The 24,689-nt window shown below is 71.5% G+C and carries 24 protein-coding genes and 1 tRNA gene; 14 read left to right on the forward strand and 11 right to left on the reverse strand.

The annotated features are described in order from the left end of the window. Window positions 1-67: 67 nt before the first annotated feature. The 3 genes from U5911_RS14340 to U5911_RS14350 all read left to right on the forward strand — a co-directional run bounded on the left by U5911_RS14340 (window position 68) and on the right by U5911_RS14350 (window position 1,096). A complete protein-coding gene (locus tag U5911_RS14340) occupies window positions 68-307 on the forward strand; it encodes a glutaredoxin family protein (RefSeq protein WP_336037741.1) in 240 nt (79 codons plus the stop codon). Continuing rightward, complete coding sequence (locus U5911_RS14345) at window positions 304-837, forward strand: cob(I)yrinic acid a,c-diamide adenosyltransferase (RefSeq protein WP_336037742.1); 534 nt, start codon at window positions 304-306, stop codon at window positions 835-837. The genes U5911_RS14340 and U5911_RS14345 overlap by 4 nt, the downstream gene beginning before the upstream one ends. A 184-nt stretch (window positions 838-1,021) precedes the next feature. After that, window positions 1,022-1,096 (forward strand) — tRNA-Val (locus U5911_RS14350). Window positions 1,097-1,291: 195 nt separating this feature from the next. On the opposite strand, the gene U5911_RS14355 is transcribed toward U5911_RS14350, so the two are convergent. Continuing rightward, window positions 1,292-1,825: a Rieske (2Fe-2S) protein gene (locus U5911_RS14355; RefSeq protein WP_336037743.1), complete on the reverse strand. Its 534-nt coding sequence runs from the start codon at window positions 1,823-1,825 to the stop codon at window positions 1,292-1,294. Between the two features lie 136 nt (window positions 1,826-1,961). Between U5911_RS14355 and U5911_RS14360 the strand changes: the two genes are divergently transcribed. Further along, the gene (locus U5911_RS14360; RefSeq protein ID WP_336037744.1) at window positions 1,962-2,852 is read left to right on the forward strand and encodes an ATP-grasp domain-containing protein; all 891 of its coding nucleotides are present in this window, start codon (window positions 1,962-1,964) and stop codon (window positions 2,850-2,852) included. A gap of 1 nt (window position 2,853) precedes the next feature. Here the strand turns inward: U5911_RS14360 and U5911_RS14365 are convergent, their stop codons facing one another. The 5 genes from U5911_RS14365 to U5911_RS14385 all read right to left on the reverse strand — a co-directional run bounded on the left by U5911_RS14365 (window position 2,854) and on the right by U5911_RS14385 (window position 7,234). Continuing rightward, window positions 2,854-3,879 (reverse strand): DNA-methyltransferase, encoded by a 1,026-nt coding sequence (locus U5911_RS14365; RefSeq protein WP_336037745.1) that lies wholly within the window; start codon window positions 3,877-3,879, stop codon window positions 2,854-2,856. A gap of 179 nt (window positions 3,880-4,058) precedes the next feature. Further along, window positions 4,059-4,256, reverse strand: coding sequence for a DUF7835 family putative zinc beta-ribbon protein (locus U5911_RS14370; RefSeq protein ID WP_336037746.1), 198 nt, complete (start codon window positions 4,254-4,256; stop codon window positions 4,059-4,061). Window positions 4,257-4,451: 195 nt separating this feature from the next. Continuing rightward, window positions 4,452-5,321, reverse strand: a complete 870-nt coding sequence (sucD, locus tag U5911_RS14375) for a succinate--CoA ligase subunit alpha (RefSeq protein WP_336037747.1) — start codon at window positions 5,319-5,321, stop codon at window positions 4,452-4,454. Then, the gene (gene sucC, locus U5911_RS14380; RefSeq protein WP_336037748.1) at window positions 5,318-6,475 is read right to left on the reverse strand and encodes an ADP-forming succinate--CoA ligase subunit beta; all 1,158 of its coding nucleotides are present in this window, start codon (window positions 6,473-6,475) and stop codon (window positions 5,318-5,320) included. The genes sucD and sucC overlap by 4 nt, the downstream gene beginning before the upstream one ends. A 120-nt stretch (window positions 6,476-6,595) precedes the next feature. Continuing rightward, window positions 6,596-7,234, reverse strand: a complete 639-nt coding sequence (locus tag U5911_RS14385; protein ID WP_336037749.1) for an SdpI family protein — start codon at window positions 7,232-7,234, stop codon at window positions 6,596-6,598. A gap of 113 nt (window positions 7,235-7,347) precedes the next feature. Here U5911_RS14385 and U5911_RS14390 point away from each other — a divergent pair, with 113 nt between their 5' ends. The 5 genes from U5911_RS14390 to U5911_RS14410 all read left to right on the forward strand — a co-directional run bounded on the left by U5911_RS14390 (window position 7,348) and on the right by U5911_RS14410 (window position 13,069). Next, window positions 7,348-8,058 carry an SDR family NAD(P)-dependent oxidoreductase gene (locus tag U5911_RS14390; protein WP_336037750.1) on the forward strand — a complete coding sequence of 237 codons (711 nt, stop codon included), beginning with the start codon at window positions 7,348-7,350 and terminating at the stop codon, window positions 8,056-8,058. A gap of 157 nt (window positions 8,059-8,215) precedes the next feature. Further along, window positions 8,216-9,559 carry a sodium-dependent transporter gene (locus U5911_RS14395; RefSeq protein WP_336037751.1) on the forward strand — a complete coding sequence of 448 codons (1,344 nt, stop codon included), beginning with the start codon at window positions 8,216-8,218 and terminating at the stop codon, window positions 9,557-9,559. Window positions 9,560-9,698: 139 nt separating this feature from the next. After that, window positions 9,699-11,132: a sodium-dependent transporter gene (locus U5911_RS14400; RefSeq protein ID WP_336037752.1), complete on the forward strand. Its 1,434-nt coding sequence runs from the start codon at window positions 9,699-9,701 to the stop codon at window positions 11,130-11,132. A 75-nt stretch (window positions 11,133-11,207) separates the two neighbouring features. Then, the gene (locus tag U5911_RS14405) at window positions 11,208-12,752 is read left to right on the forward strand and encodes an acyl-CoA carboxylase subunit beta (protein ID WP_418771550.1); all 1,545 of its coding nucleotides are present in this window, start codon (window positions 11,208-11,210) and stop codon (window positions 12,750-12,752) included. Further along, window positions 12,752-13,069: a DUF8022 family protein gene (locus tag U5911_RS14410; protein WP_336037754.1), complete on the forward strand. Its 318-nt coding sequence runs from the start codon at window positions 12,752-12,754 to the stop codon at window positions 13,067-13,069. Before U5911_RS14405 ends, U5911_RS14410 begins: the two co-directional genes overlap by 1 nt. On the opposite strand, the gene U5911_RS14415 is transcribed toward U5911_RS14410, so the two are convergent. Continuing rightward, a complete protein-coding gene (locus U5911_RS14415) occupies window positions 13,066-14,418 on the reverse strand; it encodes a cytochrome P450 (RefSeq protein WP_336037755.1) in 1,353 nt (450 codons plus the stop codon). The two genes, U5911_RS14410 and U5911_RS14415, sit on opposite strands and share 4 nt — an antisense overlap. Window positions 14,419-14,500: 82 nt before the next feature. On the opposite strand from U5911_RS14415, the gene U5911_RS14420 reads away from it, so the two are divergent. From U5911_RS14420 to U5911_RS14430, 3 genes are all read left to right on the forward strand, one after another. Then, window positions 14,501-15,148 carry a helix-turn-helix domain-containing protein gene (locus U5911_RS14420; RefSeq protein WP_336037756.1) on the forward strand — a complete coding sequence of 216 codons (648 nt, stop codon included), beginning with the start codon at window positions 14,501-14,503 and terminating at the stop codon, window positions 15,146-15,148. Window positions 15,149-15,278: 130 nt separating this feature from the next. Further along, window positions 15,279-17,114: an acetyl-CoA carboxylase biotin carboxylase subunit gene (locus tag U5911_RS14425; protein ID WP_336037757.1), complete on the forward strand. Its 1,836-nt coding sequence runs from the start codon at window positions 15,279-15,281 to the stop codon at window positions 17,112-17,114. A 301-nt stretch (window positions 17,115-17,415) separates the two neighbouring features. Further along, the gene (locus tag U5911_RS14430) at window positions 17,416-19,497 is read left to right on the forward strand and encodes a hypothetical protein (RefSeq protein ID WP_336037758.1); all 2,082 of its coding nucleotides are present in this window, start codon (window positions 17,416-17,418) and stop codon (window positions 19,495-19,497) included. Here U5911_RS14430 and U5911_RS14435 read toward each other — a convergent pair. Next, window positions 19,494-19,628: a DUF7503 family protein gene (locus tag U5911_RS14435; RefSeq protein ID WP_336037759.1), complete on the reverse strand. Its 135-nt coding sequence runs from the start codon at window positions 19,626-19,628 to the stop codon at window positions 19,494-19,496. The two genes, U5911_RS14430 and U5911_RS14435, sit on opposite strands and share 4 nt — an antisense overlap. 201 nt (window positions 19,629-19,829) lie before the next feature. On the opposite strand from U5911_RS14435, the gene U5911_RS14440 reads away from it, so the two are divergent. Continuing rightward, window positions 19,830-20,792: a biotin--[acetyl-CoA-carboxylase] ligase gene (locus tag U5911_RS14440; protein WP_336037760.1), complete on the forward strand. Its 963-nt coding sequence runs from the start codon at window positions 19,830-19,832 to the stop codon at window positions 20,790-20,792. 1 nt (window position 20,793) lies between these two features. On the opposite strand, the gene U5911_RS14445 is transcribed toward U5911_RS14440, so the two are convergent. The 3 genes from U5911_RS14445 to U5911_RS14455 form a co-directional block, all read right to left on the reverse strand. Continuing rightward, window positions 20,794-21,240, reverse strand: a complete 447-nt coding sequence (locus tag U5911_RS14445; RefSeq protein WP_336037761.1) for a universal stress protein — start codon at window positions 21,238-21,240, stop codon at window positions 20,794-20,796. 79 nt (window positions 21,241-21,319) lie between these two features. Beyond that, window positions 21,320-22,336, reverse strand: coding sequence for an amidohydrolase family protein (locus U5911_RS14450; RefSeq protein ID WP_336037762.1), 1,017 nt, complete (start codon window positions 22,334-22,336; stop codon window positions 21,320-21,322). Window positions 22,337-22,428: 92 nt separating this feature from the next. Continuing rightward, window positions 22,429-23,655: an HD domain-containing protein gene (locus tag U5911_RS14455; RefSeq protein ID WP_336037763.1), complete on the reverse strand. Its 1,227-nt coding sequence runs from the start codon at window positions 23,653-23,655 to the stop codon at window positions 22,429-22,431. 195 nt (window positions 23,656-23,850) lie between these two features. Here U5911_RS14455 and U5911_RS14460 point away from each other — a divergent pair, with 195 nt between their 5' ends. Beyond that, the gene (locus U5911_RS14460) at window positions 23,851-24,678 is read left to right on the forward strand and encodes a DUF7537 family lipoprotein (protein ID WP_336037764.1); all 828 of its coding nucleotides are present in this window, start codon (window positions 23,851-23,853) and stop codon (window positions 24,676-24,678) included. Window positions 24,679-24,689 lie beyond the last annotated feature (11 nt).

Consider the following 24,689-nt stretch of genomic DNA (forward strand, 5'->3'; position numbering starts at 1 on the left):
ACGCGGTCGCCGGGGTTAGGCGTTCGGGTGGACGAACTACTTTGGTGGGGCGACGCCAAGACCGCGTATGGGCGTGACGCTGTACGAACTGGACGGCTGTCCGTACTGCGAGCGCGTCGCGGACGCGCTCGACGAGCACGGCGTCGACTACGAGTCGGTGTGGGTGGACGCGTTACACAGCGACCGCGACGCGGTCAAGCGCGCGAGCGGCCAGCGCGCCGTGCCGGTGCTCGTGGACGACGACCGCGGCGTGACGATGGCCGAGAGCGAGAACATCGTGGCGTACGTCGAGAGGACGCTGGCATGAAGATCTACACGCGACGCGGCGACTCGGGGGAGACGGACCTCCGGGACATGTCCCGGGTCTCGAAGGCGAGCCCGCGCATCGAGGCGTACGGCACCGTCGACGAACTGAACGCGGTCGTCGGGACGGTGCGGCCGACGGGCGTCGAGGAACTCGACGACTACCTCGAGGCCGCGCAGAACCACCTGCACGTGGTGCAGGCGGACTTCGCGAACCCCGACCCCGACGAGGGCGACCCGGTGGTCCGCGAGGACCACGTCGACGAGGTCGAGGACTGGATCGACGCCTGCGAGGAACAACTGGAGCCGCTGCAGTCCTTTATCCTGCCGGGCGGCAGCGAGGCGGGCGCGGACCTCCACCACGCGCGGGCGGTGTGTCGGCGCGCGGAGCGCCGCGCGGTCGCGCTCGCGGACCGCGAGGACGTCAACGAGACGGCCGTCGCGTACCTGAACCGGCTGTCGGACGCGCTGTTCGTGTTCGCGCGGCTGGCGAACAGTGAGATGGGCGTCCGCGAGGAGTCGCCGTCGTACTGACGGCGCGCGGACGCGGTGATGCCTCGGGTGCCGACGGTCGAGTGGACTGGGACAGACGCGGGCGGGCGGCCGGCGACGCCCGCCGCACGGGTTTTAGGTTCGCCTAAACGAACAAAAAGCTGTCGGAGTCCACCGCCCCCAAACGCAAGTCTTAATGGCGGCCTGCGGGTAGTAGAGAGTGCGCGGGTCGGTGGTCTAGTCCGGTTATGACGGCTCCTTCACACGGAGCAGGTCGGCGGTTCGAATCCGCCCCGACCCACTTCTACTGACGCAACGACCGCGAGAGACCGCCGTGTCTCTCGCGTCGTCGCAGTTGCGTGCGGTCGGAAGGATTCGAACCCTGGAAGACGCAGCGTCGAGCGGAGCGAGACGACCGTCTTCCTCCGGTTCGAATCCGCCCCGACCCATGTTCTCTCGGACCTTCTCCGCGTAGCCACGACGTTGTCGCTTCGCGTCAGTCGAGGCGCCTGCAGGCGTCGAAGCGGTCGTCGGCGAGGTAGACGGCGCCGTCGCGGGCGGCGACGGCGACGGCGTCGAGTGCGTCGCCGGCGCAGGGGCCGCGCGTGCAGACGCCGTCCTCGCACTCGAAGCGCGCGCCGTGTTCGTGGCAGACGAGCTGGTCGTCGTCGACGATGGCGCCGTCGCCGGGGTCGAGGCGGACGTTCGGTCGGTGCGGGCAGGCGTTCCGCCAGGCGAGGACGTCGTCGCCGTCGCGCTGGAGGATGACCTCCGTGCCGCGGCGGCCGTGCAGTGCCTCGCAGCGGAGCGTGCTGTCCGTCGGGACGTCGGAGAGCGGGGCGACGTGCCGGGGGTCGGAGCGGTCGTCGGGCTCGGGTGGCGCGTCGCCGGTGGCGTCCTCGCGGTCGGTGCCGCCGACGCTGAACCGGAACGTGGCGTCGCCGGCGGACACCTCGCCGGCGTCGTCGTGGACGCGCACAGCGGTCTGGTCGTCGCCGGCCTCGACGGACACCCTGACTGCGTCTCGCATCGACCGTCTTTTTCGGCCAGCCTAAAAGTGTGTTCCGGAATCGCGTCCGCGGGACGGCGGACGCGGACCCCTCGGGTGCGTTACGTAAACCGAGTGCAGCGAGCGCTTTAGTCGCTGGCGCGACCACGTCGCGCCGATGACGGCCCTCCACTCGAAGGCGGTCGGCGTCGTCACCGGGCCGCGACGCCCCGACCTCTCCGCGGGCGGTCGGGCGCTCGCCGACGAACTCCGGGCGCGCGGCGCGACGGTCGACCCGGTCGTCTGGACCGACCTGGACGACCTCGCGGACGTCGACGCGCTCGTCCTGCGGTCGTGCTGGGACTACCACGAGCGAATCGCCGACTTCCGCGCGTGGCTCGAGGGCGTGGACGCCGCCGACGCCGCGCTCCTGAACCCCGTCCGTGTCGTCCGTTGGAACGTCCACAAGTCCTACCTCCGTGACCTCGCCGAGGCGGGCGTCGACGTCCTCGACACCGCGTTCGTCGAGCGCGGCAGCGACCGAGCCCTCCGGAGCGTGCTCGAGGCCCGCGGCTGGGAGGACGCGGTGGTGAAGCCGGCCGTCGGCACCAGTTCGGCGGGAGCGTTCCGGACGACGCGGGCGGACGCGGCCGCGGACCGCGAGCGGTTCGCGTCGCTGGTCGCCGACGGCGACGTGCTCGTCCAGCGGTTCGCGCCCGAGATCCGCGACGGCGAGCGGTCGCTGGCGTTCCTCGGCGGCGCGTTCAGTCACGCCTACCGCCGCGTCCCCGCGGACGGCGACTTCCGCGCGCACCCGAGCTTCGACGCGACAGTCGAGCAGTACGACCCGGCCGACGCCACCGTCGCGGCGGCCCGCGCCGCGCTCGACGCCGTCGAGGACGCGGTCGGCGTACCGCCCGCCGCGCTCCCGTACGCGCGCGTGGACGGCGTGCGCCGCGACGGCGGCTTCGTGCTGATGGAACTGGAACTCGTCGAGCCCTGGCTCGGCCTCCACGAGGTCGACGGCGCCGCCGACCGGCTCGCGGACGCCGTCGCGGCGGCGCTGTGAGTCACGGCTCGTAGGGCCGGTGGGTCAGCCGCCAGCCGTCGCCGGTCTCCGCGACGGCCGCGACCTCGTAGAACCGGATGTGGCGCTCCTGGCTCGTTCGCACGGGCGCGTCGTAGTGTTCGGCCTCGTACTCGAGGTCGCCGTCGGCGTCCGCGACGAACTCGCGGTGGGCGGCGAGGCGGTCGGCGGCGACCGACCGCGAGAGCGCCGGGGCCTCCCGGATGCGGTCGGCGAACGCGGCCGCGAGGTCGCCGTCGCGCTCGACGCCGACGGAGTGCCGGCCGGCGACGGCGGCGGCGAGACTCGTCGTCCCCGTCCCCCAGAACGGGTCGAGGACGGTGTCGCCGTACACGGAGTACATGTTCACGAGCCGGTAGGGGAACTCGAAGGGGAACGCGCCAGAGCGCTCCCGGAGGTCGGGGTCGGAGAGCGTCTGCCGTCGCCCGTTCAGGTCGGTCCAGACGTCCGAGAACCACCGGTTGCGCTCCTCCCAGAAGTACGCCGCCTCGTAGCGGCGGTCGGCGCCCGGGTCGAAGTCCCGGCGCTCGCCGTTCCGGAACACGAGCACGTGCTCGCGCTCCAGGGTGACGTAGGCGTTCGGCGGCACCATCCCGCTGCCCATGAACTTCGCCGCGGAGTTCGCTGGCTTCCGCCAGAGCACGCCCGGCAGCGGGTCGAACCCCAGGTCCTCGAACGCCGCGGTCACGCGCGCGTGGTTGTCGTACACGCGGAACCGGTCGAGCGTGCGCGTCGCGTCGCCGACGTTCACCACCGCGATGCCGCCGGGTTCGAGCACGCGCGCGACCTCCGCCCACGCGTCCGCGAGGACCGACAGCATCAGGTCGTGCGCGCGGTCGCCGTCGCCGTCCGCGAGCGCGTCGCCGATTTCCGGGTCGAGGGCGGCGAACACGTCGTCCCACATCTCGATCATGGGGTACGGGGGCGACGTGACCACGAGGGACACGCTGTCGTCGGCCAGCGGGAGGTCCCGGGCGTCGCCGACGTGCACGCGGTGCGTGGTCTCCATCACCGTGTGGTTGCCGCCCCGCCACGTAGGCGTTACGCCGACCCGGAGGCCGGTCGGCGGTCCGGTTCCAGACGGCGGCTGACGTTGCGTCGGCGTACGCCGGTCGACGCTCCGGTCCCGGACGGCGGCTGACGTTGCGTCGGCGTACGCCGGTCGACGCTCCGGTCCCGGACGGCGGCCTACGCGTCGTTCATGCGGACCGCGTCCGTGGCCTCGCAGTGCAGGCACTCGCTGACGCGGTACGGCTCGCGGCTGCACTTCGGCTGGCTGGCCTCGGCGTTCTCGACGCGCAACTGGATCTCGACCGCGTGGCGGGTCTCCCGGTCGCAGTCCTCGCAGAACTCGGTCAGGTTCGACATGGGTGTCTTGGTCGCCATCTCGTCCGGGCCGTGGACGGCCGTGTCAATAAACCGGGTCGTCCCTGGCGCCCGATTTAGGACGCTTAAGCCGAATTATCGCCGAGTCGACGGCGCTTCCGGCGTCCGGGTCGCTCCGGTCGAACCGCTAGAGGCGGCCGGAAACGGTGTCAGCGAAACAGAGAGAGGGCGGCGAGGCTGGGTCGGCGCCGGCGGTTACAGCAGGTCCTCGATGTGCTCGGCGACCTCCTCGGGGGTGTCGCCGACGGGGACGCCCGCGTCGTTGAGCGCGGTGATCTTGCTCTCCGCGGTGCCGGTGCCGCTGCCGGAGACGATGGCGCCCGCGTGCCCCATGCGCTTGCCCGGCGGCGCGGTGCGCCCGGCGATGAAGCCCGCGACGGGCGTGTCCATGTTCTGGGCGATGTACTCGGCGGCCTCCTCCTCGTCCTCGCCGCCGATCTCGCCGCACATCACGACGGCGTGGGTGTCCTCGTCCCGCTCGAACAGCTCGAGGGCGTCGATGAAGTCCGTGCCGATGATGGGGTCGCCGCCGATGCCGACGGCGGTCGTCTGCCCGATGCCCCGGGAGGTCAGGGAGTCGACGACCTGGTAGGTGAGCGTGCCGGAGCGGGAGACGAGGCCGACGTTCCCGGGTTCGAAGATGTTCCCGGGGAGGATGCCGAGTTTCGTCTCGCCGGGCGTGATGATGCCCGGACAGTTCGGCCCGATGAGGCGGGTCTCGACCTCCGAGAGGCGCTTTTTCACCTTCGCCATGTCCTGGGTGGGGATGCCCTCGGTGATGGCGACGACGAGGTCGAGGTCCGTGTCCAGCGCCTCGAAGACGGCGTCCGCGGCGAACGCCGGCGGCACGAACACGACCGAGGCGTCGGCGTCCTCGGCCGCGACGGCCTCGTCGACGGTGTCGTAGACGGGGACGCCGGCGACCGACTGGCCGCCCTTCCCGGGGACGGCGCCGGCCACGACGTTCGTCCCGTAGTCCATCATCTGTTCGGCGTGGAACTTCCCCTCGCCGCCAGTGATGCCCTGTACCACGACCCGGGTGTCGTCGTCGACTAGCACGCTCATTGGTCTACCTCCTGGGCTCGGTCGTCAGCGAACTCGACGGCGCGCTGCACGGCGCCCTCGAGGGTCTCCTCGACGGTCACGAGCTCGTCGTTGAGGATCTCGCGGCCCTCCGCGGCGTTCGTGCCGGCGAGCCGCACCACGACGGGTTTCGGGATCTCGTCGAACTGTTCGAGGGCGCTGTTGATGCCCTTCGCGACCTCGTCGCCGCGCGTGATGCCGCCGAAGATGTTGAACACCACGCTGTCGACGTTCTCGTCGCTGAACACCATGTCGAGGGCGTTCGCGACGCGTTCGGCCTTCGCGCCGCCGCCGATGTCCAGGAAGTTCGCGGGCTCGCCGCCGTAGTAGTCCACGAGGTCCAGCGTCGTCATCACGAGGCCGGCGCCGTTCCCGATGATGCCGACGTTGCCGTCGAGGCGGACGTAGTCGAAGCCGTACTCGTTGGCCTTCGCCTCGAGGTCGTCCTCGGCGGCCTCCTCCTCCATCTCCGCGAGCTCGGGCTGGCGGAACAGCGCGTCCTCGTCGATGTTCATCACGGCGTCCGCGGCGACGACCTCGCCGTCGGCCGTGACCATCAGGGGGTTGATCTCGACGTCGCTGCCGTCGCGCTCCTCGAAGAGGTCGTACAGCGTGGAGACGACGCCCGCGACGTCGAGGGCGACCTCGTCCGGGATGTCGGCGTCGAAGACGGCCTTCCGCGCCTGGTAGGGGTGGAGGCCGAACGCGGGGTCGACGTGCTCGCGGACGATGGCCTCCGGGTCCTCCTCGGCGACCGCCTCGATGTCGACGCCGCCGCGCTCCGAGACCATGACGACGGGTTCGCCCTCGCCGCGGTCCATCGTCACGCCGACGTACAGTTCGTTCGTGAAGTCGACCGCCTCCTCGACGAGGACTTTCTCGACGGTGTACCCCTTGAGGTCCATGCCGAGGATGCTCTCGGCGGCCTCGCGGGCCTCGGTCTCGTTCTCGGCGAGCTTGATACCGCCGGCCTTCCCGCGGCCGCCGACGTGTACCTGGGCCTTCACGGCGACCGGGTAGCCGAGGTCCGCGGCCACCTCGACGACCTCGTCGACTGACTCGGCGAGCGCCGACCCCGGGGTCGGGATGCCCGCCTCGGCGAAGACCTGCTTCGCCTGGTACTCGTGGAGCTTCATCTTGCACTCGGAAAGCCGTCCGCGGTTCGCATAAAGCCCACCATTCGCGTCCGTTCCGCGCCGGCCAGTGGGGCGCGCGCCGGCGTCGGACGGCGCGTCCCGCGGCGCGGCGGGTCGGCGTCAGGCGGCCCGGTGGTAGCGGTGGTAGGAGTAGCCGACGGAGACGACGACAGCGGCGGCGGCCGGCGCGACGACGAGCGCGACCGCGTACGACGGGACGAGGAACCCGAGCGCGGCGACGACGCCGCCGGCCTTGAACAGCGCGCCGACGAGGCGGTTCGTCGCCGCCCAGACGTCCTCGTCCTCGAGCGTCCAGGGCGTGCGGACGCCGACGAACCAGTTCTGGTCGGCGCGCTCGGTGACGTAGCCGGCGACGACGTAGATGCCGCCGACGGCGGGCGCCACCGCCTGCAGCACGCCGACGTCGACGCCGAGGTTCACCGCGACGAGCACGGCGTGGACGTACGCGAGGCAGCCGAGCGTCGCGAGCGCGAGGGCGTCGTACGCGAACCGGAAGCCGGCGTAGTCGTTGCGCGGGTCCACGCGCGGCAGCACGAGGAACACGCCGAGCAGCGCCGCGGCGAGCGCGGGCAGCAGGGCGACCGCCACCGGCCGAGGGGTCGTGCCGTCGACCTCGCCGCTGGCGTTCCAGTGTGTCGCCATCTCGGCGGGCAGTTCGGGGTACGCGAGGGCGCCGACCGCGGCCGCGAGCGCGACGAGCGCGCCGCCGCCGGCGAGGAGGCGTCTGTCCGGGGACATGGTCGGGTCTGTGTGCTGGACCCACGTAAACGTCTCCAGTAGCTGCGTTCTGTAAGCGGGCTGGTAGATGACTGGCGCCCACGTTTACGGTGCTGGCAGTGCGTGTCACTGGTATGCACGCGGAGTTCGACTTCGACGGCGACGTGGTGCTGGTGACCGGCGCGTCCGGCGCGCTCGGCAGCGCGGTCTGCCGCGCGTTCGCGGACGCCGGCGCGACCGTCTGCGGCAGCGACGTGGTGGAACCGGGCGAGGACACCGAACTCGACCGCGGCGAGGTGGCGTTCTACCGCGGCGACCTCACCGACGAGGCCGACGCCGAGCGCGTGGTCTCGGGTGTCGTCGACGCCCACGGCGGCCTCGACGTGCTCTGCAACGTCGCCGGCACGTGGAAGGGCGGTACCCCCGTCGACGAGACCGCCGTCGACGAGTTCGAGACCGTCTTCGACGTGAACCTGAAGACGATGTTCCTCGCGAGCAAGCACGCCATCCCCCACCTCCGCGAGGGCGACGGCGACGGCGCGGTCGTCTCCGTGTCGGCGCGCGCGTCCCTGGCGGGCGGCGAGGGCGACGGTCCGTACCGCGCGTCGAAGGCCGGCGTCCGACTGCTCACGGAGACCATCGCCGAGGAGAACGAGGGCGACGTGCGCGCGAACGCCGTGATGCCGTCGGTCATCGACACGCCCCAGAACCGGGAGATGCTGCCCGACGCCGACCACGACGCGTGGGTCGACCCGGCGGACATCGCCCGGACGGTCATGGCGCTTGCCTCGGACGCCACGCCGCCGACCAGCGGCGCCGCCGTCCCGGTCTACGGCGAGGCGTAGCGGCAAATCCTGCCGCAGCGGCCGCCGAGCGGCGGCAGATCGGGGTCGTTCGGTGGTAGCACTCCCCGCGGGAGTGTCCCTCGGTTCCTGTTGCCGTGGCGAACGCTCTCAATCCGAATGGCTTTTGAAGGGGCCGACTGGTACGCCGTGGTAGACCATGGCAGAACGAGAAACCTGGACGACGCGGGTCGGCTTCATCTTCGCCGCGGTGGGGAGTGCAGTCGGCCTCGGCAACATCTGGTCGTTCCCGTTCCAGACGGGGTCGAACGGCGGGGCCGCGTTCCTCGTCGTCTACCTCGCGATCGTGTTCCTGTTCGGCTTCCCGGCGATGCTGATGGAGTTCGTCATCGGCCGGCGCAGCGAGAAGAACCCGATCTCGGCGTTCGGCGAACTCGGCTTCCCGAACTGGTCGTTCGCCGGCACGCTCGGAGTCCTCGGGTCGATGGTGACGCTGGCGTTCTACAGCGTCATCGGCGGCTGGGTGCTCAGCTACATCGTCGGCAGCCTCACCGGCGCGTACTTCGGCGACGCCGGCGCCTTCTTCGGCTCCGTCTCCGCGGGCGGGCTCGCCGTCGGCACGCACGCCATCTTCATGGCCATGACCGTCGGCATCGTCGCGTTCGGCGTTCAGAGCGGCATCGAGCGCGCGACCAAGTTCATGATCCCCGCCATCATCGTGTTGCTGCTGGGGATGGCCGTCTGGGGGGCGACCCTCGAGGGCGCCGCCGCCGGCTACGACTACTACCTCTCGCCGGACTTCCAGTACCTCACCGAGAACATCGCGTCCATCGTCCCCGCGGCAGTCGGGCAGGCGTTCTTCACGCTGTCGCTCGGGTTCAGCGTGATGATCGCGTACGCCTCGTACCTCGGCCGCGACGACAGCCTGCCGGCCGACGGCGGCGCCATCGTCGTCATCAACACGCTGGTCGCGCTGCTCGCCGGGTTCGTCATCTTCCCGGTCCTGTTCGCCATCGGCGTCGAGCCCGGCTCCGGCGGGACGAGCACGGCGTTCGTCGGCCTCGCGGGCGCGTTCGGCCAGCTGCCCGGCGGCGCCGTCCTCGGCGCGGCGTTCTTCGTCGTGCTGTTGCTCGCCGCGCTGTCCAGCGCCATCAGCCTCCTGGAGACGCCGACCTCGTACGTCGTGGACAACTACGACTACGAGCGCAAGACCGTCGCCACCGCGCTCGGCGCCGCCATCTTCGCGCTCGGTGTCCCGACCGCACTCGACACGGGCACGCTCGGCTGGTACAACGACGTCGTGTTCAAACTCCTGTTGCCGATCGTCGTGTTGCTGTTCGCGCTGTTCGTCGGCTGGGTCGCGTACGGCCCGTCCACCGACGAACTCACGCAGGGGTCGACGTTCGGCGACGGCTTCACCACCCTGTGGCTGTGGTGGGTGCGCCTCGTCATCCCGGTCGGCATCGGCCTGACGCTGGTCCTCGGCGTCCAGGAGCTACTCGTCAAGGCCCAGATCCTGGAGTCCGCCGTCATCCTCGCCTAGGGATCGTCGGCGCCGGCTGGAATATGCCGTCGAACCGAAGTTCCGTAACGGTCTTTCAGGCGCTTTCCGCGTACTCTTCTGGTGGTTGAGGGTTCCTCGGTCGCAATCCTCAAATGCGGCTGGTTGCTACGGTGTGGCAATGACACGCGAGTCCTGGCAGACGAGAATCGGGTTCATCCTCGCGGCCGTCGGCTCGGCCGTCGGCCTCGGGAACCTCTGGCGGTTCCCGTGGATGGCCAGCGAGAACGGCGGCGCCGCGTTCCTCGTCGTCTACCTCGGCGTCGTCCTGCTCGTGGGCGTGCCCGGCCTGCTGGCGGAGTTCACCATCGGCCGGCGCGCCCGCCGCAACCCCGTCGGCGCGCTGCGGGACCTCTCGGACTCGCGGTTCTGGTCGGCGTTCGGCCACGTGTTCGTCGTCACCGCCGTCGCCCTGCTGTCGTTCTACAGCGTCGTCGGCGGCTGGATCCTGCGGTACTTCGCCGAGAGCTTCACGGGCGCGTACTTCGCGGACCCCGGCGCGCACTTCGCGGCCATCGACTACGGCGCCGCCGCGGTCGGCTTCCACCTCCTCTTCCTCGCGGCGACCGCCGTCATCGTCCTCCGGGGCGTCCGCCGCGGCATCGAGCGCGCCACGAAGGTGATGATGCCCGCCATCCTCGTCCTCCTGGGCGGCCTCGCCGCGTGGGGGCTCACGCTCGACGGCGCGGCGGCCGGCGTCGCCTTCTACCTCACCCCGGACGTCGGCTACCTCCGCGCGAACTTCCTCGACATCCTCCCCGCCGCCGCCGGCCAGGCGCTGTTCACGCTCTCGCTGGGCGCCGGCACGATGCTCACGTACGCCTCCTACCTCGGCGAGGACCGGTCGCTGGCCGCCGACGGCGCCGCCATCGCGGTGCTGAACACGCTCGTCGGCGTGCTCGCGGGCGTCGTCGTCTTCCCCATCCTGTTCGCGCTCGGCGCCGGCGCCGGCCCCGCCGGTCCGGGCGCGCTGTTCGTCAGCCTCGCGGGCGCGTTCGCCGCGCTCCCGTACGGCCAGGTCGTCGGCGCCGCGTTCTTCGGCGTGGTCGCGCTCGCCGCGCTCTCCTCGTCGATCTCCATGCTGGAGATCCCGGTCGCGTTCCTCGTCGACGAGTACGGCGTCTCGCGCCGCCGTGCCGTCGCGGGGCTCGCCGGCCTGTTCGCGGTCACCGGCAGCGTCGTCGCGCTCGACCCCGACCTCTTCGGGTTCGTCGCCGGCCCGCTCGTCGACCTCCTGCTGACCGGCGGGCTCGTCGGCTTCATGCTGTTCGCCGGCTGGGTGCTCGGCGTCGACGCGGTCGCGGAACTCCGCGCTGGCGCGGGCGCGCTGGCGCGCTCGCTGGCGACGCCGTGGCTGTACGCGGTCGGGGTCGCGCTCCCCGCCTTCCTCATGTTCACGCTCGTCTCCGCGCTCGCCGCCGCCGCGGGCGTCCCGGTCGGCCCGCTGTCCGTGTTCGGGCTCGAACTCGACCGGACGCGCGTCCTGCTCGTGGTGACCGCCCTCGTCGCCGTCGCCTCATTCCTCGGGCTGCGGCGCCCGCAGTCCGTGCTCTGACCGCCGCCGCCTCGCGCTCCGAGTCTCGGAATCCTTTTGCCGTCGGTGCTGGAAACCACGCCCAATCAGATGACGATGGAAGAGCGCATCGAGGAACTGCGCGAGAAGACCGAGCGCGCGCTCCTCGGCGGCGGCGAGGACCGCATCGACGCCCAGCACGAGAAGGGGAAGATGACGGCCCGCGAGCGGATCGACTACTTCCTCGACGACGGCACCTTCGAGGAGTTCGACCAGCTCCGCACCCACCGCAGCCACAACTTCGGGATGGAGGAAGAGCAGATCCCCGGCGACGGCGTCGTCACGGGCTACGGCGAGGTCGACGGCCGCACCGTCTTCGTGTTCGCCCACGACTTCACCGTGTTCGGCGGCAGCCTCGGCGAGGTGTTCGCGGAGAAGGTCTGCAAGGTCATGGACAAGGCGATGGAGGTCGGCGCGCCCGTCGTCGGCCTGAACGACTCCGCGGGCGCCCGCATCCAGGAGGGCGTCGACGCGCTCGGCGGGTACGCCGAGATCTTCACGCGCAACGAGAAGGCCAGCGGCGTCGTTCCCCAGATCTCGGCCATCATGGGGCCGTGTGCGGGCGGCGCGGTCTACTCGCCGGCCATCACGGACTTCGTGTTCATGGTCAAAGACACGAGTCACATGTTCATCACGGGGCCGGACGTCATCGAGACGGTGACCGGCGAGGAGGTCGGGTTCGAGGAGCTCGGCGGCGCGACCACGCACTCCTCGGAGTCCGGCGTCGCGCACTTCGCCTGCGACAGCGAGGAGGCGGCCCTCGACCAGATCGCGCGCCTGCTGTCGTACCTCCCCCAGAACAACGTCGAGGACCCGCCGCGCGTGGAGCCGTGGGACGACCCCGAGCGCCGCGACGAGCGACTGGAGTCCATCGTCCCCGACCAGCCCCGCAAACCGTACGACATGACGAACGTCGTCGACTCGGTGGTCGACGAGGGGTCGTTCTTCGAGGTCCAGGAGAACTTCGCGAAGAACCTCGTCGTCGGGTTCGCGCGCCTGGACGGCCGCTCGGTCGGGGTCGTCGCGAACCAGCCGCGCGTGAACGCCGGCACGCTCGACATCGAGGCCAGCGAGAAGGGGTCGCGGTTCGTGCGGTTCTGCGACTCGTTCAACGTCCCCATCCTGACGTTCGTGGACGTCCCGGGGTTCCTGCCCGGGACGGACCAGGAGCACGGCGGCATCATCCGGCACGGGGCGAAACTGCTGTACGCGTACTCGGAGGCGTCTGTGCCCCTCATGACGGTCATCACGCGGAAGGCCTACGGGGGCGCCTACGACGTGATGGCCTCCAAGCACATCGGCGCGGACGTCAACTACGCGTGGCCGACCGCGGAGATCGCCGTGATGGGGCCGAAGGGCGCGGTGAACGTCCTCTACCGCGACGAACTCGACGGGGCCGACGACCCCGACGAGCTCCGCGAGCAGCTCATCGCGGAGTACCGCGAGGAGTTCGCGAACCCGTACACGGCGGCGGACCGCGGCTACGTCGACGCGGTCATCGAGCCGACGGAGACCCGCCCCAGGCTCGTCTCGGACCTCGAGATGCTCGCGAGCAAGCGCGAGGACACCCCCGAGAAGAAGCACGGGAACATCCCGCTGTGATGGCCGTGACGGACACCGACGCGGCGGACGACGCCGACGCGGACGCCGAGGGGGCCGGCGGCGCGGACGCGGCGCTCTCGGTCCCCGAGGACGCCACCGACGAGGAGGCCGCCGCCATCGCCGCCGCCGTCAGCGCGCACCTCGCGCGCCTCCGCGCGGAAGCCGAGGCCGCGGCGGGCGACGGCGAGCCGTCCTGGGACGGCGAGAAGTGGGCGTTCGCCGGCCGCATCGCCGGCCTCGACGGCCACGGCCGCCGCGTCCCCGACGGCGCACCGCGGGACGCGTGGACGGCGGCTGGCCGCCGCGACCGGTTCTAGCGCTCGGTGACGACCGCGCGCACGTCGTCGGCGGGCTCGAACGGCGAGCCGAGCGCCGGGTCGACGTCCGGGTCGCGGACGTCGACGTCGACGTTCGCGACCAGGGTGGCGAGCGCGAGCCGGAGTTCGAGCGCGGCGAACCGCATCCCGATGCAGTGCCGCGGCCCGCCGCCGAACGGGAAGTACGCGTAGTCCGGCAGGTCGTCCTCGAGGCCGTCCGTCCAGCGCTCCGGCCGGAAGGTTTCCGGGTCGTCGTAGAACCGCGGGTCGGTGTGGACGGCGAACTGGGGGAGGACGACCATCGTGCCCTCGGGGACGCGGTAGCCCGCGAGCTCGACGTCCTCGCGGGGCTCCCTGAACAGCGCGCCCGCCGGCGGCCGCAGCCGGAGCACTTCCTTCGCGACCCGGTCAGTGTACGGCAGGCGCTCCAGGTCGGCGACGGTGGCGCGGTCGCCGTCGACGGTCGCGTCGACCTCCGCGCGGAGCCGGTCGTACGCGGCGGGCCGCCGGTTCAGCAGGACGAACGCCCACGTCAGCGCGAGCGACGTGGTGTCGTGGCCGGCGAACAGGAACGTCATCAGCTGGTCGCGGACCTCGGTCCGGGACGGCGTCGACCCGTCCGGGTACTCGGCGGCCAGCAGCAGCGAGAGCAGGTCCGCCGGGCCCCCGCCGTCGGTCGGCCGGCCGTCCCGCCGGTCCTCGACGAGGTCGGCGACGACGCCGTCGAAGCGCTCGAACGCGCGGCGGTGGCGGCGCCGCGACGGCAGCGGCACCCAGCGCGGCAGCTGGGCAGCCAGGGAGCCGGCGCGACCGATCTCGCGGACGGCGTCGGCGAACCCCCGGACGGCGTCGGCGTGCTCGCCGAGGTCGGCGTCGAGGAGCGTCCGGGCGAGCACGCGGAGCGTGTACTCGGAGGCCGCCGCCTGGAGGTCGACGTCGCCGCCGTCGGCCCAGTCGGCGGCGGCGTCGCGGGCGTACGCCGCCATCAGGTCGCCGTACGCCTCGACGCGCTCCCGGTAGAACATCGGCTGGAGTGTGCTGCGCTGGGCGCGCCACTGGTCGCCCTCCGTCAGCAGCACGCCCTCGGTCATGTAGTCGTCGAGGGCGTCCCCGAGGAGGTCGGGCTTCCGGTAGGCGTCGGCGTCGTCGAGCAACACCGCCTCGACGGCGGCCGGGTCGAGCACCGAACACATGTCGTACCCGAGCATCCGGTAGGCGACCACGTCGCCGTACTCGCGGAGGTCGTCGTAGAACGCGAACGGGTCGCGCCGGAAGCGGAGGAAGCTCCCGACGACGGGGAGGCCGTCGGGCCCAGGCGGCAGCGGCGCGCGCTCGGCTGACTCGCTCATGCGTGACGGTTCCGACTGCCGCGGCTTGGACGTTCGCGCGTCGATGCTAGGCGATTTAAGCGTCGCCGGCGAAGCGCCGCGCATGAAGCACCTCCGGGTGCGCCTCGGGTTCCCGCGCGACGTCCGGCACCCGATGCACGACTTCCTCGTCGAGGACCCCCGGATGGACCGCGAGGAGCTGTGGTCGTGGAGTTTCGTCGGCGAGACGCCGACGGTGCTGTTCCGGGTGTTCGGCGCGCGCGAGCCGTACCGCGAGCGCATCGCCGCGGTGGCGGGCGTCGAGGACTTCCAGCTGACGGACGCGGACGGCGACGGCGCCTTCTACGCGCTCGTGCGCGCCGCGCCGACCGACGACGAGTGGGAGTGGATGCTCGCGTTCGCGCAGGCGTCCCTGCTGGTCGTGCCGCCGGTCGTGTACACCGACGACGGCGACGCCGTCTTCGAGGTGGTGGGGGACGCGGACGACCTCCGGGGGCTGCTCGAGGCGCTCCCGGCGAGCGTGGACGCGACGGTCGAGCGCGTCGGCGAGTACGACCGACCCCGGGGCAGCGGCGCGTCGCTGACGGACCGCCAGCGCGAGGTCGTCGCGGCCGCGGTCGACCTCGGCTACTACGACGTCCCCCGGGAGGCGACGCTCGAGGACGTCGCCGCCGAACTGGACGTGGCGGCCTCGACGGTCTCGGACCACCTCCGGAAGGCGGAAGCCGAAGTGATGGGGCGGCTGGCGTAGGCGGTCGCGTGCGGTCGAACGCCCGGCGGCGTCCGGTTCGGCGTGACACGAGCGCGACCGACGGCGGCGGCGAGCCGGTCGTCCCGAACCGAAGGTATGAGTAGGGCTTCGGCAGAAGCCACCGGCAGGAATGTTCGAGAAGGTCCTCGTCGCGAACCGCGGCGAAATCGCCGTCCGCGTGATGCGGGCGTGCGAGGAACTCGGAATCGAGACGGTCGCCGTCTACAGCGACGCCGACAAACACTCCGGGCACGTGCGGTACGCCGACGAGGCGTACAACGTCGGCCCCGCGCGCGCGGCGGACTCCTACCTCGACCACGAGGCCATCGTCGACGCCGCCGTCCAGTCGGGCGCCGACGCGGTCCACCCCGGCTACGGCTTCCTCGCGGAGAACGCGGAGTTCGCCTCGACGGTCGAGGCCACCGAGGGCGTGACGTGGGTCGGGCCGTCCAGCGACTCGATGGCCCAGCTCGGCGAGAAGACGTCCGCCCGGAAGACGATGCGGGACGCCGACGTCCCCATCGTCCCGGGGACCACCGACCCCGCGGAGTCCGCCGAGGAGGTCCGCGAGTTCGGCGACGAGCACGGTTACCCCGTCGCCATCAAGGCCGAGGGCGGCGGCGGCGGCCGCGGCATGAAGATCGTCCGCGACCCCGGGGAGGCCGACGAGCAGTTCGAGTCCGCGCAGCGCGAGGGCGAGGCGTACTTCGACAACGCCAACGTCTACCTCGAGCGGTACCTCGAGAACCCGCGGCACGTCGAGGTCCAGATCGTCGCCGACGAGCACGGCAACGTCCGGCACCTCGGCGAGCGCGACTGCAGCCTGCAGCGCCGCCACCAGAAGGTCATCGAGGAGGGCCCGAGCCCCGCGCTCACGGACGAGCTCCGCGAGCAGATCGGTGAGGCGGCGCGCCGCGGCGCCGACGCGGCCGGTTACACGAACGCCGGCACCTTCGAGTTCCTCGTCGAGGAGGACCCCGAGCGCGAGGCGGGCGAACTGCTCGGCCCGGAGACGGACTTCTACTTCCTCGAGGTGAACACGCGCATCCAGGTCGAGCACACCGTCACGGAGGAGCTGACCGGCATCGACATCGTGAAGTGGCAGCTCCGGGTCGCGGCCGGCGAGGAGCTGACGTTCGCCCAGGACGACGTCGAACTGGACGGCCACGCCGTCGAGTACCGCATCAACGCGGAGAACGCCGCCGACGACTTCGCGCCCGCGACCGGCGGCCGCCTGGAGACGTACGACCCGCCGGGCGGCATCGGCGTGCGCGTCGACGACGCGCTCCGGCAGGGCGACGACCTGGTCACCGACTACGACTCGATGGTCGCGAAGCTCGTCGTCTGGGGGAGCGACCGCGAGGAGTGTCTGACGCGCTCCGAGCGCGCGCTCGCGGAGTACGACGTCGCGGGCATCCCGACCATCGTGCCGTTCCACCGCCTGATGCTCACGGACGAGGAGTTCACGGCGGGGACACACACCACGAAGTACCTCGACGACCACCTCGACCCCGAGCGCGTCGAGGAGGCCCAGCAGCGCTGGGGCACCGAGACTGCGGCCAGCGAGGCCGACGAGGACGTCGTCGAGCGCGACTTCACCGTGGAGGTCAACGGCAAGCGCTTCGAGGTGAACCTCGAGGAGCGCGGCGCCGCGCAGCTCGCGGCCGGCGGCGGCAGCGGCGGGGAGAGCGGCGGCCAACGCCCCGAGTCGGCGGGCGACAGCGGCGGCTCGGAGACCGTCGTCGAGGGCAGCGGCGAGACCGTCGAGTCGGAGATGCAGGGCACCATCCTCTCCGTGGACGTCGCGGAGGGCGACGAGGTCGAACCCGGGGACGTGCTCGTGGTGCTGGAGGCGATGAAGATGGAGAACGACGTGGTCGCCTCGCACGGCGGTACGGTCACGCAGGTCGCCGTCTCCGAGGGCGACAGCGTCGACATGGGCGACGTGCTCGTCGTCGTGGACTGACGCCCGAATTTTTATCACCGGTGGTCTCCCTCTGTGACACGATGACACGGGGGCCGTCGTCGTCCCGCGACGACCGAGCGAGCGACGTTGACGTGTCAGCAACGCTACTGCGTCGGTCGCTCGCGGTCCCCGCGCCGGCGTCGCGCTGGTGGGGGCCGAGCCGGCGGTCGGGGTCGGACGCGAGCCGACGGTCGGGGTCGCGGGAGTGCCACACCGAGTCGGTTAACCCGCTCGCAGCCCTCCCCTCCGGCACAGTGACGGCGAGGACGCCAGGGCACCAGTCGGGGAGGCGGTCGCCGCGATGAAGCCGTCCTTCGAACCGCTGGTCGACCCCCACGGCATCCAGGTGCGGGACCCAATCGAGAACTCGCAGTTCGAACTGTACACGGACCGCGTCGTCGACCCGGTCGACGCCGACCCCGGGCAGTTCGTGCTGCCGGTCGACAGCGCGGTCACGGTCACCGTCCGGGAGCTGGAGATCCCGCGGCTCGTGAACGTCTTCCTGTGGTCGGCCGACGAGGCGATGGTCGGCGAGTCCGCGAACCAGCAGCTCGCGGAGTACCCGGCGGACTGGTACTCCATCGACATCGACGTCGGTCCGATGAAACTGCAGGCGGCCGCGGACAGCGCGGTGGCGGTGCGCCGCGAGGCGAACACGACGTACGTGGACTTCGGCGAGGCCACGGACGTCTCGCTGGGCGCGCGGTCGCTGCACGAGTCCCCCGCGGGCACCATCACCATCGGGGACGACGTCGAGGACGCGATGCGCGCCGTCGCGCTCACGGGGTCGGCGCTGAAGACCACGTCGCCCGAGCGGTCGTTCCCGACGCTGCGCGGCCACCCGCCGCTCGTCGAGCGCGGCGACGGCTTCGACGCGCCCGAGGCGTTCGAGCGCCCGGAGACGGACGTCGCCATCGAGATCCCGCGGGACTACGCGGACCTCTACCGCGTGAGCACGCTCGCGTACTACCTCGGCGCGGACGTCGTCCCCGGCGAGGAGCGCGTGCTCGACGTGGGCGGCTACCGGTACGACCTCGAGACGGACCGCGGGTTCGAGCGCGAGGTGTCCACGCTCCTGAAGCACGTGTTCTTGCTGGACTGCGTCACGCGCACCGAGGGGTTCTACCCCGTCGACCTCCACGAGCGCCGCGCGGTCGAGGCCGACCTGGAGTTCGACCTCGCGGCCGCCTACGACGCGTCGTTCGCCGAGCGGCTGCGGACGTACCTCGGCGTCCCCTACGAGGTGACCGAACCGCACTTCCCGAAGTGGAAGCTCACCGCGGACGTCGAACCCGACCCGGCGCACGTGGAGGCGCTGCCGTTCGTCGCCGCGGAACTCGGCACCGTCCGCATCCCGAGCGACGACGAGGACCCCGACGTCTACGAGGAGCCAGAGGAGCTGGCGTCGTTCTACCGGGCGGCCGGGACGGCGCTGCGCGGCCGCAGCACCTCGGAGGGCGAGACGGACGGCGAGGGCATCGTGAAGCCCAGCGAGACCGACTCCATCGAGCACGCGTGGATCGCGGAGGGGTTCCCGATCGGCGCGAGCAAGACGCGCGTCGAGTCGTACCTGCGCCGGCTCGACCGGCCGGTCCGCGAACGGGACTCGATCAGCATCGACATCGTCTGCAACGAGCCGGACATGGACGACGAGGACATCGTCGAGGAGTTCTACGGCACGCGGGACCTCTTCGAGTTCGACATCGACGTCCACTACGAGCTGGACGGCGAGGAACTCGGCGACGTCCTCCGGAAGGACACGGACTTCCTGCACTACATCGGGCACGTCGACGAGGGCGGCTTCCAGTGCGCGGACGGGATGTTCGACGCGCGCACGCTCGCCGAGGTGAACGTCGACGCGTTCCTGCTGAACGCCTGCAAGTCCTACGAGCAGGGGGACGCGCTGGTCGAGCGCGGCAGCTTCGGCGGCATCGTCACGCTCGCGAACGTCAGCAACGACCCCGCCGTGCGGATGGGGCGGGCGCTCGCGCGCCTGCTGAACAACGGCTTCTCGCTGCAGGCGGGGCTGTCCGTCGCGCGGAACGTGACGCTGCTCGGCAGCCAGTACATCACCATCGGCGACGGGACGCTCCAGCTCGTCCAGCACGACAACGGGACGCCGATCTCACTCGAGTTGACCGACCGAGGCGACGGCTACACGGTCCGGGTCTATGGGTATCCCACTTCGCGGTCCTCTATCGGTTCGCTGTACCTCCCACACATCAAGGAGAACACCAAGCACTACCTGAACTCGGGGCTGGTCGACGAGTTCCGGGTTTCGGCGGGAGAACTCCGTTCGTTCTTCAATCTGAGCGTCATGCCCGTACTGTACGACGGTGAACTCGTCTGGACCGACGAACTGATGGAGAACGAACTCGCTTAAGGACCGGAAAGCGTCGAGCCTGCACTCGCAGCCGCGGCGCCCGTACTGGAGAGGAACACCATCAGGCTGAACAGCACGCCGATCATCCGGGGGTTGTCCTTGAGGAACGCGGTGAACTTGCTTTCTGTCATCGTCCACTCGACCAGTAGCCGGGTGATATATTCAATCTATCTGAAAATAACCGAGATAAACTATCCTGTAATTATCAGAATTGAAAACAGATTGGCGTCAGATAGTGTCCAGACCGCTGGTTCTCACCAGTTTCAGCCACTCACTTGGGTGTTCCGCCGAACCGGCGGTGCTTTTGGGCGTGCGGCCGGTACTGGCCGGCGATGAACGAGACGCGCCGCGCCGTCCTCGACGCGCTCGCCGACGGCCCCGTCACCGGCCCCGCCCTCGCCGACGCCCTCGACGTCTCCCGGGCGGCCGTCTGGAAGCACGTCGAAGCCCTCCGCGACGACGGCTTCGCGGTCGACAGCACCGACGACGGCTACGTGCTCGCCGGCGTCCCCGAGTACGGCGGGCTCGCCGTCGAGTACGGCCTCGAGGCGCCCTTCGAGGTCGAGTACCACGACGCCGTCGCGAGCACGAACGACCGCGCGCGCGAACTCGCCGCCGACGGCCGGCGCGACGCGGTCGTGCTCGCCGACCGGCAGACCGGCGGCCGCGGCCGCCGCGACCGCGAGTGGTCGTCGCCCACGGGCGGCGTCTGGCTGAGCCTCGTGCTCCGGCCCGACGTGCCGCCCGCGCGCGTGCCACTGCTGACGCTCGCCGCCGCCGTCGCCGTCACCGACGCGGCCCGCGAGGCCGGCGTCGACGCCGCCATCAAGTGGCCGAACGACGTCGTCGTCCCGCGCTCCGGCCCCGACGCCCCCGAACGCGGCGGCGACAAGCTCGCTGGCGTGCTCACCGAGATGGAAGGCGAGGCCAGCCGCGTCTCCTGGGTGGTCGTCGGCGTCGGCGTGAACGCCAACGTCGACGTCGCCGACCTCGCGGGCGACGCGACGAGCGTGCGCGCCGAGGCCGGCGACGTCGACCGGCGCGCGTTCGTCCAGCGCGCGCTCGAGCGGTTCGACGCCCTGCGCGGCGACCCCGGCGCCGTGCTCGCCGCGTGGCGCGAGCGCGCCGCGACGCTCGGCGAGCGCGTCCGCGTCGACACGGCGGACGGCGCCGTCGTCGGCGACGCTGTAGACGTCACCGAACACGGCGCGCTCGTCGTCGAGACAGCCGGCGGCGACCGCCGCGTCGTCCACGCCGGCGACTGCCAGCACCTCCGGCCGGTCGCCGAACCGTAGCCTACGCGCTGGTGTCGACGCGAACCGTCAACACCGGCACCGTCGACGACCGCACCACCTTCTCCGCGACGCTCCCCAACAGCAGGCGGTCGATGCCGCCGCGGCCGTGGGTCCCCATGACGACGAGGTCGCAGCCCTCGTCCTCGGCGTACCGCACGATCTCGCGGCTCGGACTGCCGTCGACGAGCGCGCGCTCGACCGACACGCCGCGCTCGTCGGCGATGGCCTCCACGTCGTCGAGGGCGGCCGCGCCCTCCTCGTTCATCATCGCGGCGACGCTCTCCCACGACGACTCCATCGGGAGACTCGAGAAGCTCGCGGAGTTCACGACGTACAGCGCGTGGATCGTCGCGCCGTGCTCCTCGGCGAGGTCGACGGCGTGCTCGACCGCCTGTCGCGTCTCCTCGGAGCCGTCGGTCGGCACGAGGATGCGCTCGTAACGCCCCATCGTGTTACACTCTGTCGGGGGAGGGCTTAACTTTCGGGGCGGCCGCCCGCGCGGCGGGAACCGGCCCGCGGCGCGCGCCTCACGGCAGCACGACGCGTTTCACGTCGCTGGCGCCGGCGCGCCGCACGACCGCCCGCACCGGGTCGCGGACGCCCGCGAGGTTGTCCGAGTCGCCGTCCAGCACGAGCACGCGCGCGTCCCGGCCGGCCTCCAGGACGCCGCAGTTCGCGCCGACGGCCGCCGCGCCGGCGCGCGTCGCCATCCGCAGCACGTCGGGCGCGTCGACGTCGAAGAGCTTGCTCGCGAACGCCATCTCGCGGAACATCGACGGGCTGTTCGTCATCACGTTGTCCGTGCCGAGCGCCACCGACGTCCGCTCCAGGAGGTCCTCGACGGGCGGCAGCCCGACGTCGGTCACGAGGTTCGACCGCGGACACACCGCCACCGGGATCTCGTTGTCCGCGACGCGGTCGAGGTGCAGCGACTCCGCGTGCACCATGTGCACGAGCAGGTCCGGGTCGAGGTCGATGGCGGGGTTGATGTCCGAGGCGTCGACCTCGCCGGCGTGGATCGCGAACGGCTTCCCGGCGTCCCGCGCGGCGTTGCGCTCCCGGCCGAACTCGCCGTCCGCCGCGCCGCTCGCGCCGAACCCGTCCGCGACGTCCAGCACGTCCACGGAGTCCCGGCCGAAGACGAACGGCTCCACGTCCACGTCGGTCGCCGCCTCCCGCAGCGCGTGCACGCCCGGCACGCCGCCCTCGCGGAACTCCAGGGTCATCGCGGTGCCGGTCGCCTCCATGAACCGCAGGCTGCGGCGCATCCCCTCGACGAGGTCCTCGCGGCTCGCCTCCGCCAGCAGGCGGTGCTTGAGGCCGTCCGGCGGCGCCACGAGCTCCTCGAGGGTCAGCCCCCGGCCCGCCTCCTTCGCGATGGAGTCCCCGAGGTGCGTGTGCGCGTTCACGAACGCCGGCAACACGACGTCGTCGGAGTCCGTGAGCTCCTCGTCCAGTCGAACCACCTCGCCGTCCTCCACCACCAGCGTGCCCTCCACGGGCTCGTAGTCCTCGCCCCAGAGGACCGTCCCGGACAGTTCCATACGCAGGCCTCACGCTACGGGCCCGTGAAGCTTACTCGACGCGGCGGCGCGGCGCTCGCTCAGTTCGTGGCCTCACTTCGTTCGGCCACGCTTCACTCGAACTCGGTGAGTGACGCGTACCGCCCGGGCGTGCCGACTTCGCTGATGAGCGCGCCCGCCGTCTCCAGGCCGAGCACGCGCTCGGCGGCCTTCCCGACCGCCTCGACCGCGTCCTCGGGCGCGTACACGCCGAGGCGCCACTGCTCGCGCTGGGCGACCTGGAGGGCGTTCACGAGCGTCGACTGCTCGTCCAGCCGCCGGACCTCGCCGTTCACGACGACGCCGGTGGTCGACTCCCGCATCGACGGCTTCCCCGGCACGTCGAGGATGACGTCTGCCTCCTCGACGCCGGCGTCCGCCGCGACGTCGGCCTCGTAGGCCCGGACCCGGTCGTGGTCCGCCTCCAGGACGTCGTCGTCGACGTCCCCCATCTCCGCCCAGACCGCGCGCTTGAAGAGGTCGCGGTCGGCCAGCCGGCGGCCGAACGGCGAGCTGGCGTCGTGGGTCCGCAGCGCCACCGACAGCTCGTGGTCGTCCATCCGGCGGAGCTGCTCGGCCGAGATCTCCGAGGTGTCCAGGAGGGCCTCCGTCCCCCTGCGGAGCATCGACTTGCTGATGCGCGCGACGTGGTGGCTGTACACGGTCGGGTTCATGAGCGCGCGCGCCAGCAGCAGGCTCTCCGCGGTCTGGACGTTCCCCTCGCCGAGCACGAGGTCGCCGTCCACGAACCGCAGCGCGCGGACGAGCCGGCCGTGGTCGATGGTGCCGTAGGGGACGCCGGTGTGGTGGGCGTCCCGGACGAGGTAGTCCATGCGGTCGACGTCCAGTTCGCCGGCGACCAGCTGGGCGAGCTCGCCGTCGCCGCGGACGAGCCGCGCGACCGCCTCCGGGTCGATGTCGTGGCCGTCGAGCACGCGCGCGACGCTGCCCGCCGTGACGAGCTCGTCGACGTCGTCGTGCTCCTTGCCGGTGCGTCGGTGGACGACGTCCTCGACGTTGTGGCTGAACGGGCTGTGGCCGACGTCGTGGAGGACGGCCGCGGCGCGCACGCGCTCGGCGCGCTGGCCGGCGATGCCGAGGTGGTCGAGCGCGCGGTCGGCGAGGTGGTAGACGCCCAGGGAGTGCTCGAAGCGCGTGTGGTTCGCCGACGGGTAGACGAGCGCCACCGTCCCGAGCTGCTTGATGCGCCGGAGCCGCTGGACGGGCGGCGTGTCGAGGAGGGCGGCGGCGACGCCCCCGACCTCGATGTGGTCGTGGACGCTGTCCTTGATGGTGGTCATTACCCCCCGGTTCGGCGTTCTCGGGTAAAAACCCGCGGCCGTCTCGGACCGGCACGGCGGGCCGTCGGGACGCCGCAGCGGTTGCCGGTGTGGCGTTGGCGACCACCACAGGGGACGCGAGATTCGGTGTGGGAGACCACCACAGAGACTGTGGGGTCCGGAGGTGTTTTCCGCTCGCCCGTCGAATCACGCCGTATGCGCAAGCAGATTGCGGCCGTCGCGGTCGTCGCGCTCCTCCTGGTGGCCGGCTGCAGCACCGGCGGGGACGGCTCGGCGACCACCACGGCGCCGGAGGCGACCACCGCCGCACCGGGCGACGCGACCACCACTGCGAGCGGCGGCGACGGCGGCGACGGCGGCGACGGGTCGGCCGTCTACGAGACGCCGCTGGACGCGGCGACGGTCGCGGACAACCACGAGGCCGTGCTCCGCGAGGCCGGGACGTTCACGCTGGAGTCCACGTCGAACCAGACGCAGGGCGAGCAGTCCTTCGGCGTGACGTCCTCGGTGGCGGCCGACCTCTCCTCGGGCGCGTACCTCTCGACGCAGGACGCGCAGGGCCGAACCGTGGAGACGTACGGCTACGGGAACGGCACCGCGTACCAGCGGCTCACGCTCTCCGAGAACGAGACGCAGTACGCCGTCCCCCAGCAGACCACGAACACCTCCCAGCTGGCGAGCGGACAGATCCAGCAGTTCGTGAACGGGTTCTCCTTCGAGCACGTCGGGGCCGAGACGGTCGACGGCGAGGAGACCGACGTCTACGAGGCCGACGGGTTCGGCGACCTGAACCGGTCCGCGCCCGGCTTCGAGGACTTCAGCGAGGAGAACGTCTCCAGCGTCACCGCGCGGCTCTACATCACCGAGGACGGCCTCGTGAAGCAGTTCTCCTACGAGCTGACCGCCCAGACCGAGACCGGCGAGGCGACCATCCGGCTCGACCAGCGGTACGTCGACGTGGGCTCGACGGACGTCGCCGAGCCCGACTGGCTGGACGAGGCCCGCGAGAGCACCGGCGAGTAGCCGTCCAGCGG

The organism is Halobacterium yunchengense (genome assembly GCF_037031165.1).
In the GTDB taxonomy this organism is placed as follows: domain Archaea; phylum Halobacteriota; class Halobacteria; order Halobacteriales; family Halobacteriaceae; genus Halobacterium; species Halobacterium yunchengense.